Source organism: Fibrobacter sp. (assembly GCA_012523595.1).
Classification (GTDB): domain Bacteria; phylum Fibrobacterota; class Chitinivibrionia; order Chitinivibrionales; family Chitinispirillaceae; genus JAAYIG01.
In genome coordinates this window covers 18,618-37,410 of sequence record JAAYIG010000085.1, presented here as the reverse complement: position 1 = coordinate 37,410, position 18,793 = coordinate 18,618, and the positions used below count along the sequence as shown (strand labels likewise).

Here is an 18,793-nt window from a genome sequence, read left to right as displayed (position 1 = left end):
TCAGTATCCGGGGGAGTGTCGGAAGGTATGAACTCAATTAGCTCTGCCTCATTTTCTCCCTTAGTGTGAGTATTCAGGCTGATAATGGGTTCTGATAGAAATATTGCGTTTATTACTTTGCGGTGAGGCAGTCCGGTATACTCTGCAATCGCTTGTATATCCGGTTCCTGTTCTGTCTTTGTCTTCAGTTCAGCAATGGCCTTGCGTACCTGTTTGATTGTCTGTTGTACATTAAACGGAATGCGGATAATTGATTGCTTCTTGAGAGCCTTTAAAATTTCACTTCTCACGTAAGAATCTGCATAGGCTATAAAGTTCAGCCCCTTGGATTCATCGAAACGCTTTGCCGCCGCAACTAAGCCTATAAAGCCGATCGAGAAAAGCTCCTGAAAGGTTATACCCATTTTGAGGTATTGACTGCATACGGTTCCCAGATAGCCCTTGTGGCTTATTGCCAGCTTTACTGCTTCAGCTTCAGATCTCATAGCATTCCTTCAGGGAAGAGGGGGAAATAAAAAAAACCGTATCCGGGGGAGAATCCCAGATACGGCTTTCATAGTAATCTGAAAAAGGTACTAATTTACAAGTGAGTGCCCAAAATTGCCCAACTATATCCCGCAATAACCTGTAATAGTAAATATGACCTGTTGAAATTGCGCTAAAAACGCCATTTTTGAGGGTTTTTAAGCGGTGTTCAGGACTCAAAATCCAGCGGTGGCAACACCATCCCGGTTCGACTCCGGGCTTCGGCAAATAATCAAAAACCGCGAAATTACGCAATTTAAGGTAGCTTTTACCAAAAGACTGCCTTTTTTGTTTCTTCTTCTCACTTTCCCGCATTTTTCTCCTTATTTCAAGCCTTGGAATCTTCCCCGGATGCGGCTCTTTTTATTCACAGTTGAAACAGCTTACAAGTGAAGAGGCGGAGCTTCAAGATCACAAAATGTGATCCTGAAAAGGGGTCAGAATGTTAAATACCTGCCCTATGCCTTTACTGAAAAGTGTGTGGTGATGCTTTCAAGTGTCTTGCAATCACAGAAAGCAATACAGGTGAACATACAAATAATGAGGACAACTTTCTATCCCTCTCCAGTTCAACTGGTATTGACTACAAATGTTCCCTTATGGTATAATTATGTTGAGTAACTTAATCAACAAAGTGAAATATATGAGGACACTTTCAACTATCTCCATCCTTCTGCTTATCTGCAACATGATAACCTGGGCATCAATGCCTTGCTGCACTGCCCGGGCTGCAAAAAAACAGCAGGAAAGTGCCCACTCATGCTGTCAGAAGGAAAATGAAACGAAGAAAGAGTCTAACCATCACTGCGATTCCAAATCCGAGTGTATCATCTGCAACAGCGAATCCAATCAATCAGAGAGAACTATCTCTATTATTTCTTCTTTCCCCCTTATCGCCGGTCATTTGAATCACCCGGTTGACATCTGTTATCTGAATTTCTCTCCTAAATGTTCCCCGGTTAAGGCAAATTCCCTGAAAATACCCGGGGATTCTTTCTCCTCTCTCTATCCTCTCAGAATTTGAGACCTGCTGCAATTTCACTTTTGATTGTCTGGTAACAATGCCGGAAAATCATTACCTATAGTCAATTCAAGTAATTGTTTTAAACCCGGACAATCCGGGTCAGCATTACAACCGATTTTCTCCATGCGGAGGTTTGCATGAAAAACAGGAACAAAAAACTGTTTGCACGCGGACTGATACTTATCTTGTTCCTTTGGGCTTCTTTTTTTGCAGTAGTGTTGTCTGCCGAAGAGAAAAAAGAGGCTGGTTCCGTTGTTGAACACTCACTTGAGTCATATATCGAATACACTCTCAGGAATAATCCGGCAATAAAGGCTGCGGAAAAAGAGATCGCATCTCAGGAAAAGAATCTTTCCCTGGCAGGCTCTCTGCCTGATCCCATGATTATGGCCCAGGCGGATATTGAGGATGGAATGAATCTGGCCTCAATCGGTGCTTCTCAGATGTTTATGTTTCCGACTAAATATTTTATCAAGCACCAGAGTGAGAGTCATGTTCTGAAAAAGCTGCGTGCCAGGCTTCAGGAGAAAAAAGCGGACCTTGTCCGGGATATCAGAACCGCATTTGTTGATCTTTACAAAACAGGCCAGATGATCAAAATTCAGAAGCAGAATCTGGAACTGCTCAAGCAGATGGAATCTGTTACCCGCACCAATTATGCAAATGCAACTGCTACTCAGGCTTCGCTTCTGAAGGTACAGGTCGAGATTGCGATCCTTGAGGATGAGATAAAGAGCATGGAGCTGATGGGTGACTCGCAGCGTGCCAGGATGGCTTCTCTTCTTGCTCTCGATTCAGGCAGTTTTTTTCCATTTCCCGATTCCATTCCTGATATGAAAGGGGTCTTATCGATAGATGATCTCTTTCATGAAGTGGCCAATTCCAATCCATCTTTACAGGCCATGAAATCTGATATCGATGCGGCACGTTCGATGGTGGACATGGCTAAGAGCGGCTTTCTGCCGGATTTCTCGATCGCTGTAGAGCACATGTATGAATCTTCCAATAAATTCTCATCGATGGGGGGAGAAAGCGGCTGGAGAGTTGGTGTAAATATAAACGTCCCGCTCTGGATTAACAGGATAAGAAAAGAGATTTCAAGCTCAACAGATATGCAGAAGAAGATGGAAAATCAGAGAGAGGACATGCTGAATTCAATGTTATCTGAAGCAAAGCAGATGTTCAATGAATATACTGATTCACAGCGCAGAATTACTTTACTTAAAGATGTGCTGATTCCTCAGGCACGCCAGGTTCTGGAGCTGATGTATTCAGGTTACAGAACCAGTCTGATACCGGTTATCGAGCTTTTAGATGCTCAAAGGACTCTTTTTGATCTGGAAAAAGATCTGGCTGAGGAAAGGGCAAGAAACGGAAAACAGCTTGCATCCATAGATGCAATGCGGGGAAAAACTGAAATCAAAGAATTATGAATCCGGAGAGTCTCATGAAAAAAGTAAATATTAAAAAAATCATTTTCCCGCTTCTTGTAATTCTTGTCGCTGTTTCCAGTTTTCAGATCGGAAGCAGGACAGGCGGAAAAGTTGGCAGTAAAGCGGAACTGTCGGAAAAGGAGACAGGGCATGACCATGGTAAAGAGACATTCTGGACCTGCTCGATGCATCCTCAGATAAAACTGAACAAGCAGGGGAAGTGTCCGATTTGTTTTATGGATCTGATTCCTCTGGAGACCGATGCACTGGGAGATGCAGACGATAATCCGCGTCAATTGACCCTGTCAGAAAGTGCCCGTCGTCTGGCTGGAATAATGACTGCGCCTGCAATCCGCCGTAATGCCTCATCGGAGATAAGAATGTCAGGAAAGGTAGTAATAGATGAGAGGCGAGTAGAGTCGATTTCATCAAGGGTAAAGGGACGGATTGACAGGCTTTTTGTTGATTACACCGGCATGGAGGTAAAAAAAGGTGATCATCTTGCGTTAATCTACAGCCCTGAGCTGGTTTTGCTGCAGCAGGAACTGCTTGGGGCAGCAAGAGCAGTGGAGGCGATCTCTCCTGATGCAAGTGAGCTTGTGAAATCCAATGCCAGAGGTACACTGGAGGCTGCAAAGGAGAAACTTCGTCTGCTTGGTTTTTCCGAAGATGAACTTGATGCTGTGTTGACCCGGGGTGCTCCATCAGACCACATGACCATTAGAGCAAGTCAGAGCGGAGTGGTAATAGAGAAGATGGCTACTACTGGGAGTTATGTGGAGACAGGGGTGCCGATTTTATCCATAGCGGATCTGAAGAAATTATGGATCGAGCTCAATGCATACGAATCGGATCTTGTCTGGCTGCGAGTCGGGCAGAGGGTTCAGTTTACAGTTGAGGCATTTCCGGGTGAGACTTTCAGTGGTACTGTATCCTTTATTGATCCAATGGTGGATCCCATGGCCCGCACGGTAAAGATAAGGGTAGTAACGGATAACAGCAGTGGTAAACTGAAGCCGGAGATGCTTGTGAGGGCTGTGGCGAAGGCACAGATTTCAGCCTCAGGTAACGTTTATAATGCATCACTGAAAGGGAAATGGATAAGCCCGATGCATCCGGAAATCGTAAAGGACGGCCCCGGGACATGTGATATCTGCGGAATGCCTCTGGTTCCGGCTGAATCACTGGGATATGTTACTTCAGGAAACGGGAAACTCAGTCCTCTTCTCATTCCGGCAACAGCTCCTCTTTTTACCGGTGAGAGAGCAATTATCTATGTGGAAACCGCTTCCAGTGAGAAAGGAACCACTTACGAGGGAAGGGAAGTGGTACTGGGGCCGAGGGCAGGGGATTACTATGTTGTTAAATCCGGAATTTCCGAAGGAGAAAAGGTTGTTGTTAACGGTGCCTTCAGGATTGACAGTGAACTGCAGATACGGGCAAAACCCAGCATGATGAATCCCGTGGGAGGGAGTGGTTCAGCAATGCACGCCGGACATGCGGGATTAGGAAAAAAGGAAGGCATGCAGATAGCTGATAGAGCATCTGTTTCGGTGTCTCCAGAATTCCGTACCGGGCTCGATGCAATTTACAAAGCATATTTCAGGGCCAGCAGTGCACTGGTTAAAGATGATCTCGATGAGGCGAGAAAAGGTTTGGATGAGATACGCAAAGTTATATCTAACGTGAAGTTGGGAAAAGGAAAGGTGTATAATGGCTGGAATGTAAGCAGTAAAGCTCTTCTTGCTGATCTTGCCCATGTGGAAAAAATCGGAGATCTTACCGGAGCCAGAGTGGCGTTTGAGAAAGTATCAACTCAGATAATCGCTCTTGAGAAGCATTACAGACACCAGGGCGGTCAGAGGTATGTTGCTTTCTGTCCAATGGCTCTGTCGAACAAAGGAGCTTATTGGTTACAGGAAACAGAGGTCATTAACAATCCATATTTCGGTGAAGCAATGCTCAGATGTGGAGAGAAAGAGAGAATTTCCGGGCATTAAAAGCAGTGCGGGAGCCGGAATGGAGATAAAAACCTCCTTTCATTATAGTCTGTAAAACGAGGTGATTAATGGATATAAATGATAAAAAACCGGAGACTTTAGTGGACAAGGTTATCTGGTTCTGCCTTGATAACAAACTGGTTGTGGCGCTTATTGCCATTGCCATTGTCGTAGCCGGGATAATCGTGGCACCGTTTGACTGGGAGATCGACTGGCTGCCCAGAAATCCAGTGTCTGTTGATGCGATACCGGATATTGGGGAGAATCAGCAGATAGTTTTTACAGACTGGATGGGGAGGTCTCCTCAGGATGTTGAGGATCAGATTACATATCCTCTTACCGTTTCTCTTCTTGGAATTCCAGGGGTGAAGAGTGTCCGCAGTTATTCCATGTTCGGTTTTTCAACTGTATATGTGATTTTCGATGAGAAGGTGGATTTTTACTGGTCAAGAAGCAGGATTCTTGAGAAGCTCGCATCACTTCCTGCCGGAACTCTTCCTGCGGATGTAAAACCTGCTCTGGGCCCTGATGCTACAGCATTGGGGCAGATCTTCTGGTATACTCTCGAGGGCAGGGATAAGGATGGAAATCCTACCGGTGGCTGGGATCCCCAGGAACTGCGTTCAATTCAGGACTGGCATGTACGTTATGCGCTTGCTTCAGCAGAAGGAGTCTCCGAGGTTGCCTCTATCGGGGGATTTGTAAAGGAGTACCAGATCGATGTCGATCCGGATGCCATGCGTGCTCACGATGTAATGCTGGAGCAGGTATATCATGCAGTTCGGATGAGTAATATGGATGTGGGTGCGCGGACTGTCGAGATAAACAGAGTCGAGTACATGATCAGGGGTATCGGATTTGTAAAGACTATTTCAGATCTTGAGAGTGCTGTTATCAAAGTCAGGAATAACACTCCTGTCAGAGTGAAAGATGTAGCGAAGGTTACGCTGGGGCCGGCTCTGAGAACAGGGACACTCGATAAAGAGGGTGTGGAAGCGGTAGGGGGAGTGGTTGTTTCAAGGTATGGCAAAAATCCTCTTCAGACTATTAAAAATGTAAAACAGAAAATTGGGGAGATTTCGCCCGGACTGCCTGTGAAAACTCTCGCTGATGGTACCGAAAGCCAGGTAAAAATTGTCCCTTTTTATGACCGTACGGGATTGATAAAAGAGACGCTTGGAACACTAAACGAGGCCATTTACCTGGAGATACTCATAACCATCATTGTTATTCTCATTATGGTTAACAATCTGGGAAGCTCGGTTCTCATATCGGGTGTTTTACCTCTGGCGGTTCTGATGAGTTTCATTGGTATGAAGCTTTTTCGTGTCGATGCCAACATAGTATCGCTCTCAGGGATAGCTATAGCTATTGGAACCATAGTAGATATGGGGATAATTCTCACTGAGAATACTATTAAGCATTTGGATGCAGCTTCCAGAGATGAGGATGTAAAAAATGTAGTTTATCGTGCCGCATCTGAGGTTGGAGGGGCGATTCTGACTGCATGCTCAACGACTATTGTCAGTTTTCTGCCGGTTTTTATGATGACAGCATCGGAGGGAAAACTCTTCAAGCCTCTGGCATACACAAAGACATTCGCTCTTGCGTCATCGATAATAGTTGCGCTTACTATAATACCCCCGCTGGCACACATTCTTTTCATGAAAAAGAAAATCGGTACAAGGACAAGGGTCTTCTGGAGCATCTTTGCAATCATTGCAGGTATTGCGGTGATGATAAAGCTCTCCTGGTGGGTTGGATTGATTACAGTCGCGTCCGGAACACGATTCCTATTGGTTAACTATCTTCCGGATAGATGGAAAATGAGATTACCTCTGATTCTGAATGGTATTTGTGTAGCTGTTATAGCTTTACTTCTGGCACTTAAATGGCTCCCTCTTGGTGCGGGGAGATCCACCCTTTCAAACATACTCTTTGTAGCTGTATTTATTGGAGGATTAATGGGGTTGTTTTCACAGTTTGGAAAGTACTATCCCCGGTTTCTGTCCTGGTTTTTAGAGAGAAAATATGCATTTGTTCTGCCGGTTTTTTTAATTGTGTTGACAGGAGCATGTGTGTGGCTGGGTTTTTCCAGGGTTTTCTTTTTCCTGCCGGAATTTATCAGTCATACCAGACCTGTTGTGGCTCTGGCCCATGCATTCCCGGGACTGGGCAAGGAATACATGCCTCCCCTTGACGAGGGATCGTTTCTTTACATGCCAACTGTAATGCCACATCTTTCGCTTGGTGCGTCACAGGAGATCATGAATCAGCAGAATGTGTTTATCAAGGCGATTCCCGAGGTGGAGAGTGTAGTTGGGAAAATCGGACGGGTGGAGAGCGCTCTTGATCCGGCTCCAACTTCCATGTTCGAAACTGTAATAACTGTGAAACCTGAATACATTCTCGACCAGGCCGGCAGGAGAGTGAGATACAAATATGACAAAAAGAAAAAGGAGTTTGTTCTTGATGAAAAAGGCAGACTGATTCCAGATAAGGGTGGAAAACCATTTCGTCAATGGAGACCTGAGATACGGCATATGGATCAGATCTGGGAAGAGATTGTGAAAGCAGCAAAGATGACAGGTGTCACCAGTGCTCCCCGGTTGCAGCCTATTGCAGCCAGAATAGTGATGCTTCAGAGCGGTATGAGGGCTCCAATGGGTATCAAAGTAAAGGGTCCATCACTGGAGGCTATTGAAGAGGTGGGGATAAAGCTGGGGGAACTGTTGAAAGAAGTTCCGCTGGTTGAACCATCTGCAGTGATTGCCGACAGGATCGCGGGTAAACCTTATCTGGAGATAAATATTGACAGGGAGGCAATCGGCCGCTACGGGCTTAGAATCGAGGATGTTCAGAATGTAATCGAGATTGCTGCAGGGGGGAAAGGGATTACCAGCACTATAGAGGGGCGTGAAAGGTATGGGGTGAGGGTACGTTATCCAAGAGAATTGAGGGATAATCCTGAGACACTTCAAAGGATACTTGTCCCTGCGATAGATGGTGCTCAGATTCCATTAGGACAGATTGCATCAGTTTCATACAGGCGCGGGCCGGACATGATAAAGGGGGAGGAGACATTTCTTACCAGCTATGTTCTTTTTGATAAAAAGCCTCAGTACGCTGAAGTGGATGTTGTGAAAGCGGCTGAGTCCTATATTAAAAGTAAAATTGATTCCGGAGAACTGAAACTGCCTGCAGGAGTTTCCTATCAGTTTTCCGGAAGTTACGAGAATCAGGTGCGTTCTGAGAAGACACTTGCTCTTGTGCTGCCTCTGGCTCTTTTTCTGATTTTTCTGCTGCTTTACTTTCAGTTCAAGAGAGTCTCTACCACATCACTGGTGTTTCTGGGGATAATAACAACATGGTCTGGAGGCTTCCTGTTGATATGGCTGTACGGGCAGGGATGGTTTATGGATTTTTCCCTGTTTGGAATCAATTTACGGGAGATCTTCAATATCCACACTATCAACCTTAGTGTGGCTGTCTGGGTAGGATTTCTGGCGCTGTTTGGGATTGCCTCTGATGATGGAGTATTAATATGCACTTACCTTGACCAGCGATTCAATGGAAAAAAGCCTTCTTCGATTGAAGAAATCCGGAAGATGACTGTTGAGGCGGCTACGCGAAGGGTGAGGCCGGCACTTATGACATCAGCCACTACCATCCTTGCGCTTCTGCCGGTGTTGATATCAACTGGCAGGGGAGCAGATGTGATGGTTCCTATGGCAATACCATCATTTGGTGGAATGCTCCTGGAACTGACCACAATTTTCCAGGCTCCGATACTTTATTGCTGGTTAAAAGAATGGGAGTACAGGAAGAGATCCAACTGACGAACGGGATTGACCAGTATCAGAATGGATTGCGTTTAAATATCTTAATTGTTTGCCACAGTATCTGAATTATCTGCGCTCCCGGCAGATAATTCAGATACAATCAATACATGTGAAAGAATGCTACCTGGCCAATTTGGCTGTCTTTTTAACCAGAAGTTTTGAAAGTGAACTTAGAAGTGCTGAAAGAATTGTCCAGAAGGCAGTTTTTATCCAGCCTTTTTTCTCAGGTTCTGGTGGTTTTTTTTTGGATTTTTTAACAATCTTTACTAATAATCCAGTTACTGCAGCAAAAAAGAGTATCCAGAGGACAATAAGTATCTTTTTGGTCATACAAATTCTCCAGGGCTGAATTTTGTTGTACCTGAAAACCTGTCGATTCGATACCAATTCCGATTCCGGAACATCAGGATGGGTTTAGAAATGTAAACCCCTGTATTAAATCTACCGGCTATTACTGATTCAGATATAAAAAACAGGTAAGCAAAAAGTGCGTCATATTGAGTGTCGGCAAGCCTGATAAAGGTTTTAAGAGGGAAGGCGAGTATTATTTTAGTCTGTTATGAGCCGTCTTTTTCGTCTTTGGTTTACTGGCATTCTTTTTCTGCTTGTTATTTGCGGCTATGTTCTGTATAGTATTATCTGGGTTGTGAGATTGATGGGAACGATGAAGCTTAAGTTTTTCTTTGCCGGTGGTATCATCTTACTTTTCTCGATGCTGGGTGCTTACTATTTCCTCTTTCCAATTGGTCCTCTTGAGGAGGAGATTCAGATTGTAATCCCGCGCAATGCTACGCTTAGATCAATAGCTGATACGCTTGAAAAGAAAGAGATTGTTACCTCTGATAAGGTTCTTCTTATATGGCTCAAGTTAAGCGGAAAAGACAGGAAAATTCAGGCCGGCAGGGTAACATTCAAAAAGGGTGAAGGAGTACTGAGAGCTGCCTCAAGTCTTATGAATGCAGAGGCTATTGAGACTGTGGTTACGATTCAGGAGGGTTTGACGATAGAGCAGACCGCTGCCCGTTTGAGACAGTTTTTGCCAATTGATACAACTGAATTTATCAATCTCTGCTATAATGCCGATTTCATCAAGCATATAGGACTGGATGCAACCTCACTTGAGGGGTATCTTTTTCCGGATACTTACCGTTTTTCCGATGATGTCAAACCTGCCGAGATAATCAAGAGGATGTTAAAAAAATTTGAACAGGCTTATAATTCATTATCAGCAGAGCCTGTGATTGCCGGAAAGTTTACAAAACATCAGTTTGTCACTCTTGCTTCCATAGTGGAAAAAGAGGCCACACTTCCTTCTGAACGGGCCCGTATTGCAGGTGTATTTCACAACCGTCTGAGGCTTGGATATCCTCTGGGCGCAGATCCCACAGTGAGGTACATTTTCAGGAAATTTAATGGGCCTCTTCGCGTTTCCGAACTCAATTCCAATTCTCCCTACAACACCCGGAAATTTACAGGGTTGCCCCCAGGGCCGATTTGTTCTCCGGGTAAAGATGCTCTGAATGCTGCTTTAAATCCGGAAAAAACAAATGAGCTTTATTTCGTGGCGAAGTGGGATGGCAGCGGGGCACATGATTTTTCATTGACAAACGAAGAACACGACCGGAAAAAACATGAAATCCGCCGGCGCAATAAACTACAGAGGAAAAACAAGGAGACTCAGTGGGAAAAAGGTTCTCAAAAGGGGCGCTAAGCGCTTTTTTCTTTGCTCTGATTTTTTCCAGTCAGGTTTTTTCCCAGGAATCATGGCAGTTAAGGCGTTTAATTGACACTCATACTGCGGGTGTACTCTCCAGGGGAAGCTATGAGTTTGACTGTTCCATTTATCCTGCCGGAGATCCGGATTTGGGTACAGGAATCAATCTGGGACTTGGGGTAGGGGTGACGAATCGTCTGATGATTGGTCTGAGTTACGGTGGAGAGGGGTTTGTGGGGAGAGGAAGGAATGCCAAAGGAAATCCAATGCCGGGTTTTCTGGTAAAGTACAGGATTTTCGAAGAGAATTACTTCTTCCCTGGCATTGTTCTTGGGTATGATCATCAGGGACACGGCGGCCTTTCTGATACATCACAGTTTGATTACAGAGGCTATATCTACAAATCACCGGGTTTTTTCCTGGCTGGGAGTAAAAATTATCTTCTATTTACAAAGCTTCAGTTTGGCATTCATGGCGCTCTCTCTTTCTCCATGGAAGAGGTTAAAACTGTCAAGTGGCCGAATTTTGATGCAGGGATCGATCTGGGCATAAACGATGAACTCTCGTTTGTGTTGGAGTATAACCTGGGGTTCAATACCAGAGATCCCGTGGAGGGCAAGCCAAACTATTACGCCCGCTTCAGTCAGGGATATATGAATGTGGGTCTGAAATGGGCTTTCTCTGAAAACTTTTTCATCGAATTCGACGCCAGAGACGTATTAGAGAACAGGAAAAGGAAAAATGGCAGTACAGTAGGATGGAGCAGAGAGCTGAAAGTAGTGTATATTAATCATTTCTAGTATGGAAGATCTGTGTGTGATCTGCTGAAGTAATTTAAAGGGGAATATGAGAAAACTTCTGTTACTGGCTGTCATCATTACGGTTTCATTCACAAGTGCTAATGCATCGGCTGAGGATTCAGCAGGGAAATTTGTAATTGTTGACTCATCACAGCAGATAGCTGATAAGATCATCAAATCAAAGATCCCTGTTCTGGTAGATTTCTGGGCTGCATGGTGCATGCCTTGTCGTATGCTGAATCCTATCATAAAGGAGCTTGAAGAGGAATACAAAGGCAAGGTGATGTTTTTAAAGGTAAATATTGATGTGCACAGAGCAATATCATCCTATTTCGGTGTGAGGGCTATTCCCGCAATTTTCATTATAAAAGATAAAACAGTGGTTAAAGTGCTTCCTGGGCTCAACCCAAAGGAAGCTTACGATGCGGCGCTTAAAGAAGTTGCCATGGTCTCAGAACCGAAGAATGCTCCATTAAAAGACCCGGCCACTCAGCCTCAGCAATAACTTAGTGATTTATGAATTCGATGGTATCAGAAAAGCCGGAACTTCTTGCTCCGGCAGGCAGTTTCAGTGTTGCGGAAGCAGCTTTTGACCATGGTGCGGATGCTGTCTATATCGGGCTTGGTCAGTTTAATTTACGTGCACATTCCCCGAATTTCGATGTCGGCGATCTGCCGGAACTCATCAGGATGGCTGAAGGAAAAGGTAAGAGGGTTTATGTTGCGCTCAATATAATGCCTGATGATAAAAAGCTTTCAGGGATCAGAGAAATGCTGTTACGGGTCAAGGAGCAGGGGAGTATTCCTCATGCTCTGATCATCAGTGATCCCGGGGTTTTAATGACCTGCAGGGAAGTGTTTCCTGGAATCCCTTTGCATTTAAGCACGCAGACAGGCTCATTTAACTCAATGTCTCTGCAGTTCTGGAAAAAACAGGGAGTAAGCCGTGTCATTCTTCCGAGGGAATTGACTCTTGAGCAGATAACAGGGATTACATCAGGACGGATACTTGAAACAGAGGCTTTTATCCATGGGGCAATGTGTGTGTCGGTTTCCGGAAGATGTCTTCTGGGGGCATATATTGATCAACGTCACCCTAATTTCGGGGATTGTGCTCAGCCATGCCGTTTACGGTACAGAATCGCTCCTGTAAAGGTTGGAACTGAAGAGACCGGAGAGTGGTTTGATGCAGAGGAGGACAGCAGTGGTGTGTATCTGCTGAATTCACGGGATCTTTGTACTATAGATATTCTTCCGGACATACTCAAGACTGGTCTCAACTCTTTGAAGATCGAGGGCAGAAACAAGAGTATTCATTATGTGTCAACTGTAGTGAAGGTTTACCGTGAGGCACTGGATCTGATTGCCGGCGGTGTTCCCTACGAGGTTAAACCGGAATGGAAACATGAGCTGGAAAAAGTTGAACATCGTGCGTATACAACAGGTTTCTATGCCGGAGAAACCACTCTTCAGGAAGTCTTCTCATCGAAGGCTCCTACTGCATCGCGTGTGATTGGCATCGTAAAGGGAATGCTGAAGAACGGAGAGCCTGTCATAGATGTGAAGAACTGTTTTAAGGCTGGTGAAGTGCTTGAAGTTCTGCCTGTAAAACAATCCTTATCTCCTTTTCAGGTGACTTTTACCTCATTAAGCGACCTTTCCGGAAATGAGGTCGCAAACGCTCCTTCTAATCGTCTGGTTAGGGGCAAGACTACTGTAAAACTGCGGCCTGGAGATATGCTGAGAAAGCTCTCACAGGGCCAGTCCTGAATCCTTCCTTTTGAGATTTTCGGCATTTTGATTGCATTGTCGTCATTTTATGACCACAGGTACTGGTATGTGTTTTTTGAAGCAGTGAAGGGAGATTCTGGAGTGAATTGATCAGTACAAAGAGAGTCTTTTTTCAGGCTAAAACCGAGGAAATGTTTTTTGATCCGGATTATCCGGGTTAGCGTAAGTGGATTCTGAATACAAAGGGAAGAAAAAAGATGCTTCGAGCTTATGTGGATTTTTCCAGAATCCTGCGCCCCTGGGATGGTTTCGGGGTGACATACAGAACCTTTGCTTCTGCTCCAGCCCGCTTTAATCCGGAGTTTGTTTTCGGCAGTGATGGTCTGCGAGCAGGCATTGTACGTATCTTTCTTGATCCCTGGCATCAAAAAAAAACTGATACACGTTACCCTGAGGATGTTCCTGTAGAGGCTGATGAGTATGATCATACCACAGGCACAGAACAGATCCGTGAATTCTGTACATCTGCCCAGTCTCAACTGCAGAAAAGAGGACAGAGTCTAAAGGTAATCACTACCTGCCTCGCTCCTCCTGAATGGATGACAAAGCAGAAAGTGATTTCAGGGCGTGATCTTGATCCTCTGCACAGGGCTGAATACGCAAGATATATGATCTCCTGGCTGAAGTTTCTGGAAAAACAGATGATCCCGGTGAAATATCTATCGCTTCACTGTAAGGGAGAGAGATGGGACCTCTGGGATGAGCAGGGGAGAAATCTAAGCAGAGATTTACACAACCTTTACTGGCCTCCTGAGCATGTGACTGATTTTCTGAAGCTCCTAAAAAAGATGCTGCAGAAAAGTTCATTACAGACAGGTCTGGCACCCGGAGAGACAGAGAGCATTATCAATTTCCAGGATTGGGGCTATGTGGACGCGATAATCGATGATCCTCAGGCTCTAGGATCTCTGGATCTGATTTCTTCGTATGGCTCATTTTCCGGTGAAGACGCTCTGGATTGCAGAAGCTCGGCGATAGACCTGATCCATCAGCAGCGGCCTGATACCCCCGAATGGATAGTGCTTGAGCATTCTGATGTTGCGGATACCTCTTTTTCCTCCCTTATTCACAACTATATCTATGGCGCTAAAATAAACGCTGCACTGCTTGACAGTATTCCAGTGGAAACAGAGAGAGAAGTCAACGCTGTCTCTGTTGATTTTCTGAAACCGCTTTTCTGGGCAGGACAGCCAGGAATGGTTATCTGTCAGGTTGCATGCAACTGTAAAGGGATTTCAATCACCGGTTTTTCAGGAAATCTTTCCGGTAACCCCGATTCCTTTGTGCTGGTAAACTCCTCTGATAAAGACAGGGAAATCCCTGTTGAAATCAGAGGCAGCGCAAGCAGTAAATTTGCCCTTTACCGCACATCACCGCAGGAAAAATTCGTGTCAGTAGGAATAATTCCGGTCAGGGAGGGAAAGGTAGAGAGTCTGGCACCGGCGCACTCGGTAAGCGCGTTTTTCGGATCAGTTTGAAGCCTCTCCAACCAATCTGATATCAAGCATTTTGACAAGATTTACCTGATTGAAAAAGCTGTAGATCTTCTTACCAGTCTCGATTGTAAGTTTCAGGTTTTTCTTCTTCAATTCATTGAAGAGACGGATGCAGAATGTAATTCCTCGTGAGTCAATTTTGCTTACACCTGTAAGATCAAGCACCAGGTTTTGATTTATACCCTCGCTGTATCTCAGGGCAACTTCCTGGTCCAGCATCGCTACACGCGCGTTTATCAGTTCGCCCGAAAAAGCTATCCTGATTGTGTCGGTTTCAGAGGTTTCTTTTGGCGGTTTTGTCATAATTTTTTCTAATTCTTGAGCAGATACAGTAATTTACCTTTTCCGTGTTTTAATTGCAATATCGAGTTGTCTGTTATCTGATCGGGGTCGGTATCGGAATCGGCATCGATATCGTATCTTCTTACTGCTGGTCAGAAGTATCCGGTAAAATCTACATTAAAAAACATTTGATAGAAAAAGAGTGGGAAGGAAATCCCCCTTTTATTAAGGGGGGCGCTTCCAGCGGGGGATTCTAATACACAAGGGGGTACTGGTAAACCGGTACATTTAAAATAGAATGTTACTATTTAGATAAGTTAACCGGACACTACGAAATTGCAATATACCGAGTTGTCACTGAGCACGAGAAGAGCCATCGCGGCTTTGGCTCAGGAACAAACTTTTCTGGATTAATTTCCTGAAAAAACCGGATGAAGGGCATTCGATACCGATACCGACCCCGATATAAAAAACAAAGATCGTCGTTCTGACTGCTTTTTAACTGAGAAACTTTCACCTTGATTGCTTTGGGTCATGAACGCTTATTATTTTGCAACTGCTATCCTTCACACCACACGGAGACATCAAATTATGCGTAATTTTCTTCTTTTCTGCATCATACTGGCTCTGGCCGGATGCGGTCGGCAGAGTGTAAAAGTCGGAGAACAGCAGCAAAAGACTCCAAAGGTACATATCTCCGGGGGCAGTGGCGATTCCTACGAAGATGCGGTTGTGATTTCAGGTGCCCTCAAACAGAACGAAAGACTCGATGCAGAGTATGAGTATATCAGCAATAAACATGGCCTGAAAAACAGAGACTGGTCAGTAGCAGGACAGACTATTATTCATGAAGGCGGAAAGGTGTTCGACGTAATAGAAATCAAGCTGGGCTCTGTTTCCGAGCGAAGGATCTATTATTTCGATGTGACATCATTTCCCTGGAAAAAGGAATGAACGGAGATACACATGGTAACAGCACTGGTTTTATTGAAAGTAAAAAGAGACCTTGTCAACACCGTCGCATCCAGGCTTTCTGAGATGGATGGGGTAAGTGAAGTATATTCTGTCGCGGGAAGATACGATCTTGCGGTTATCATCAGGGTTAAAGATAACGAGGGATTGGCGGAGATTGTCACTGACCGGATGCTGAAAACTGAGGGTATCACCGATTCCGAAACACTTATTACTTTCAGGGTATACTCTAAACACGATCTGGAGAGCATGTTCTCGCTGTAGGTTCTGATCCGGTACTCGTGTAGTGTGAAATCATAAAAAGTGGAATCGATTCCGATACCGATACCGACCCCGGACTGGATAAAAACGGTTGTAATCATCGAAACGGCAGAACCACTTTTCCCGCTTCAAAGCATCTTCTCTCTTTTTCCCAATTTACACGATTGAGCAATCGTAATTTAACAGAATCATAAGCTGAGGTTTTAAACTCAATGAGGCTCTGAATGGAAGAATCAAAGAGAACCGGAATAAAAATTTCCGGTATGCACTGTGCCAATTGCGCGAAAAACCTAGAGAGAGCTCTTTCCGGAAGAAAAGGAATCATCGAGGCACATGTAGATTTCAGTAATGAGACTGCGTTTGTTAAATATGATCCCTCTCGGGTTTCAATTACCGATATGGAAAAGACCATAAGTGAGGCTGGCTATAAGGCTGTCAACCAGAATGTGACAATCTCAATCGGTGGTATGCACTGTGCCTCCTGTGCGGCAAAAGTAAAGGATGCAATTGCCGGACTTGACGGGGTTGTTGATGTCACTGTAAATCCGGCGACTGAGAGCGCATTTGTCACTTATAATCCGGATAATGTTTCGGTTTCAGAATTTCGCAACGTTGTAACTAAAGCCGGATATGAATACAGGGGAGTTGCAGGTGAAGCTGGAGAGGAGGAAAGTGAGCGTCTGCGTCGCATAGAGCAGAATGGGAGAATCCGCAGGATTATAGTTTCTTTTGCTGTCAGCATTCCTCTTATGGTTTTAATGTTTCTTCCTCATACTCTGCCTTTTGATTACGGTATTTTTTCACTGATTATATCGGTTCCTGTATTTATCTATGTCTCATGGCCTATCTTTAAAGCTGCTTTTGCGGCACTCAGGAGATTCAATCTGACCATGGATGTAATGTATGCCATGGGTATCGGGACTGCATTCGTTGCCAGTGTCATGGGTACCTTTGGTATTATACTCACTCATGAGTTCATGTTTTATGATACTGCTATCATGCTTGCCGGATTTCTGACACTTGGCCGCTATCTTGAAACAAGGGCTCGGGGAAAGACATCAGCATCGATCAAAAAGCTTATTGGGCTTCAACCCAGGACAGCGACAATTATTGACGAAAAGGGGGAGAGAAAGGTACCCGTTGAGGAGGTCAGGATCGGAGATGTAATCATTGTCAAACCGGGAGAAAAGATCCCGGTTGACGGTACGGTAACAGCGGGGGAGAGCAGGGTTGACGAATCGATGATAAGTGGTGAGCCAATTCCAGTGGCGAAAAAAGAGGGTGACCCCCTGGTTGGTGGTACCATCAACCAGCATGGAGTGCTGAATTTCAGAGCCGAAAGAGTGGGGAGTGATACAGTTCTTTCCCAGATAATAAAACTTGTCAGGGATGCGCAGGGATCTAAACCACCGATCCAGCAGATAGCAGATAAAGTAGTAAGCTATTTTATACCATTTATTCTTGTCATCGCACTGGTTACATTTTCTATCTGGTATTTTGTTGTTGGAAGTACTCTGCTTTTCGCCCTTACAACTCTCATAGCTATTATGGTGATAGCATGTCCCTGTGCCCTGGGGCTTGCCTCCCCGACAGCAGTAACTGTCGGCATTGGAAGAGGCGCAGAGCTTGGCATACTGGTAAAAAATGGCGGGGCGCTTGAAAACGCTCAGAAAATCACCACAGTTGTTTTTGACAAAACCGGAACACTGACAAGAGGGAAACCGGAAGTGACAGATCTTTCAGGTGTAAACTGTTCCGATGATGTACTGCTTTCCATGGCCGCATCTGTAGAGAAAGGATCTCAGCATCCTTTAGCTGACGCGATAGTAGAAAAGGCATCGGAAAGAGGACTTGAAATAAGGAGTGTAACCGGTTTTAACACACTCGAGGGTAAAGGCGTCAGCGCATCCCTGGACAATAAAATCGTATTGATTGGAAACCGGAAACTGATGCAGGAAAACGGAGTAGAATTTGATTCTCTGGAGCAAAGGATTACTCCTTTAGAGGCGGAAGGAAAGACTGTTGTGCTGGTTGCTGAGGAGAAGCAGTTAAGAGGAGTATTGGCAATAGCTGATCCGCCCAAGGATACATCTGCGAAGGCTGTCAGGGAACTTGAAAAGATGGGGCTTGAGGTGGTAATGATGACCGGTGATAATCGCAGAACTGCCGTCTCAGTTGCTGAGAGACTTGGAATAAAAAATGTCCTGGCAGAGGTTCTTCCAGGTGATAAGGCATCAGAGGTAAAGAAACTGCAGGGGAACAACAAATCTGTAGCTTTTGTCGGTGATGGTATCAATGATGCTCCTGCATTGGCGCAGGCGGATATAGGGATAGCCATTGGTAGCGGAACTGACATAGCACTTGAGAGCGGCGAGATTGTGCTTGTAAAGAGTGACCCTGTAGATGTTGTGGCTGCGATTCAGTTAGGTCGTAAACTGCTTTCAAGAATAAAGTTGAATCTTTTCTGGGCATTTGCCTACAATGCCGCTCTGATCCCCCTGGCTGCCGGTGTCCTGTATCCGATCTGGAAGATAACATTTCGTCCCGAACTGGCTGCCCTTGCTATGGCATTCAGTTCAGTAACTGTTGTAACTCTTTCTTTGATGCTGAAAAGCTATATCCCACCTGTAAAGGAGAAGGCATGACCTGCTGA

The 18,793-nt window shown here is 44.9% G+C and carries 14 protein-coding genes; 11 read left to right on the top strand and 3 right to left on the bottom strand.

The features are described from left to right. Positions 1-485, bottom strand: a 485-nt coding sequence (locus tag GX089_05235; GenBank protein NLP01878.1) for a hypothetical protein, incomplete at its 3' end; no start/stop codon positions are given. 1,201 nt (positions 486-1,686) lie between these two features. Between GX089_05235 and GX089_05230 the strand changes: the two genes are divergently transcribed. From GX089_05230 to GX089_05220, 3 genes are all read left to right on the top strand, one after another. Next, positions 1,687-2,982: a TolC family protein gene (locus tag GX089_05230; GenBank protein ID NLP01877.1), complete on the top strand. Its 1,296-nt coding sequence runs from the start codon at positions 1,687-1,689 to the stop codon at positions 2,980-2,982. A 14-nt stretch (positions 2,983-2,996) separates the two neighbouring features. Beyond that, the gene (locus tag GX089_05225; GenBank protein NLP01876.1) at positions 2,997-4,982 is read left to right on the top strand and encodes a DUF3347 domain-containing protein; all 1,986 of its coding nucleotides are present in this window, start codon (positions 2,997-2,999) and stop codon (positions 4,980-4,982) included. A 68-nt stretch (positions 4,983-5,050) separates the two neighbouring features. Then, complete coding sequence (locus tag GX089_05220) at positions 5,051-8,821, top strand: efflux RND transporter permease subunit (protein ID NLP01875.1); 3,771 nt, start codon at positions 5,051-5,053, stop codon at positions 8,819-8,821. A 123-nt stretch (positions 8,822-8,944) separates the two neighbouring features. On the opposite strand, the gene GX089_05215 is transcribed toward GX089_05220, so the two are convergent. Then, positions 8,945-9,154, bottom strand: a complete 210-nt coding sequence (locus tag GX089_05215) for a hypothetical protein (GenBank protein NLP01874.1) — start codon at positions 9,152-9,154, stop codon at positions 8,945-8,947. A 229-nt stretch (positions 9,155-9,383) separates the two neighbouring features. Between GX089_05215 and mltG the strand changes: the two genes are divergently transcribed. The 5 genes from mltG (at position 9,384) to GX089_05190 (ending at position 14,607) form a co-directional block, all read left to right on the top strand. Beyond that, complete coding sequence (gene mltG, locus GX089_05210) at positions 9,384-10,535, top strand: endolytic transglycosylase MltG (protein NLP01873.1); 1,152 nt, start codon at positions 9,384-9,386, stop codon at positions 10,533-10,535. Further along, positions 10,505-11,338, top strand: a complete 834-nt coding sequence (locus GX089_05205; GenBank protein ID NLP01872.1) for a hypothetical protein — start codon at positions 10,505-10,507, stop codon at positions 11,336-11,338. Before mltG ends, GX089_05205 begins: the two co-directional genes overlap by 31 nt. 46 nt (positions 11,339-11,384) lie before the next feature. After that, positions 11,385-11,843, top strand: coding sequence for a thioredoxin (trxA, locus tag GX089_05200; protein ID NLP01871.1), 459 nt, complete (start codon positions 11,385-11,387; stop codon positions 11,841-11,843). 11 nt (positions 11,844-11,854) lie between these two features. Beyond that, positions 11,855-13,108 carry a U32 family peptidase gene (locus GX089_05195; protein ID NLP01870.1) on the top strand — a complete coding sequence of 418 codons (1,254 nt, stop codon included), beginning with the start codon at positions 11,855-11,857 and terminating at the stop codon, positions 13,106-13,108. A 218-nt stretch (positions 13,109-13,326) separates the two neighbouring features. Then, complete coding sequence (locus GX089_05190; GenBank protein ID NLP01869.1) at positions 13,327-14,607, top strand: hypothetical protein; 1,281 nt, start codon at positions 13,327-13,329, stop codon at positions 14,605-14,607. On the opposite strand, the gene GX089_05185 is transcribed toward GX089_05190, so the two are convergent. After that, positions 14,599-14,928, bottom strand: a complete 330-nt coding sequence (locus GX089_05185; protein ID NLP01868.1) for an STAS domain-containing protein — start codon at positions 14,926-14,928, stop codon at positions 14,599-14,601. The genes GX089_05190 and GX089_05185 overlap by 9 nt on opposite strands. Before the next feature lie 570 nt (positions 14,929-15,498). On the opposite strand from GX089_05185, the gene GX089_05180 reads away from it, so the two are divergent. The 3 genes from GX089_05180 (at position 15,499) to GX089_05170 (ending at position 18,785) form a co-directional block, all read left to right on the top strand. Next, the gene (locus GX089_05180; GenBank protein NLP01867.1) at positions 15,499-15,861 is read left to right on the top strand and encodes a hypothetical protein; all 363 of its coding nucleotides are present in this window, start codon (positions 15,499-15,501) and stop codon (positions 15,859-15,861) included. Between the two features lie 12 nt (positions 15,862-15,873). Further along, on the top strand, positions 15,874-16,143 hold the full coding sequence (locus tag GX089_05175; GenBank protein NLP01866.1) for an Lrp/AsnC family transcriptional regulator: 270 nt from the start codon (positions 15,874-15,876) through the stop codon (positions 16,141-16,143). A 221-nt stretch (positions 16,144-16,364) separates the two neighbouring features. Further along, a complete protein-coding gene (locus GX089_05170) occupies positions 16,365-18,785 on the top strand; it encodes a copper-translocating P-type ATPase (GenBank protein NLP01865.1) in 2,421 nt (806 codons plus the stop codon). The last annotated feature ends 8 nt before the right edge of the window (positions 18,786-18,793 follow it).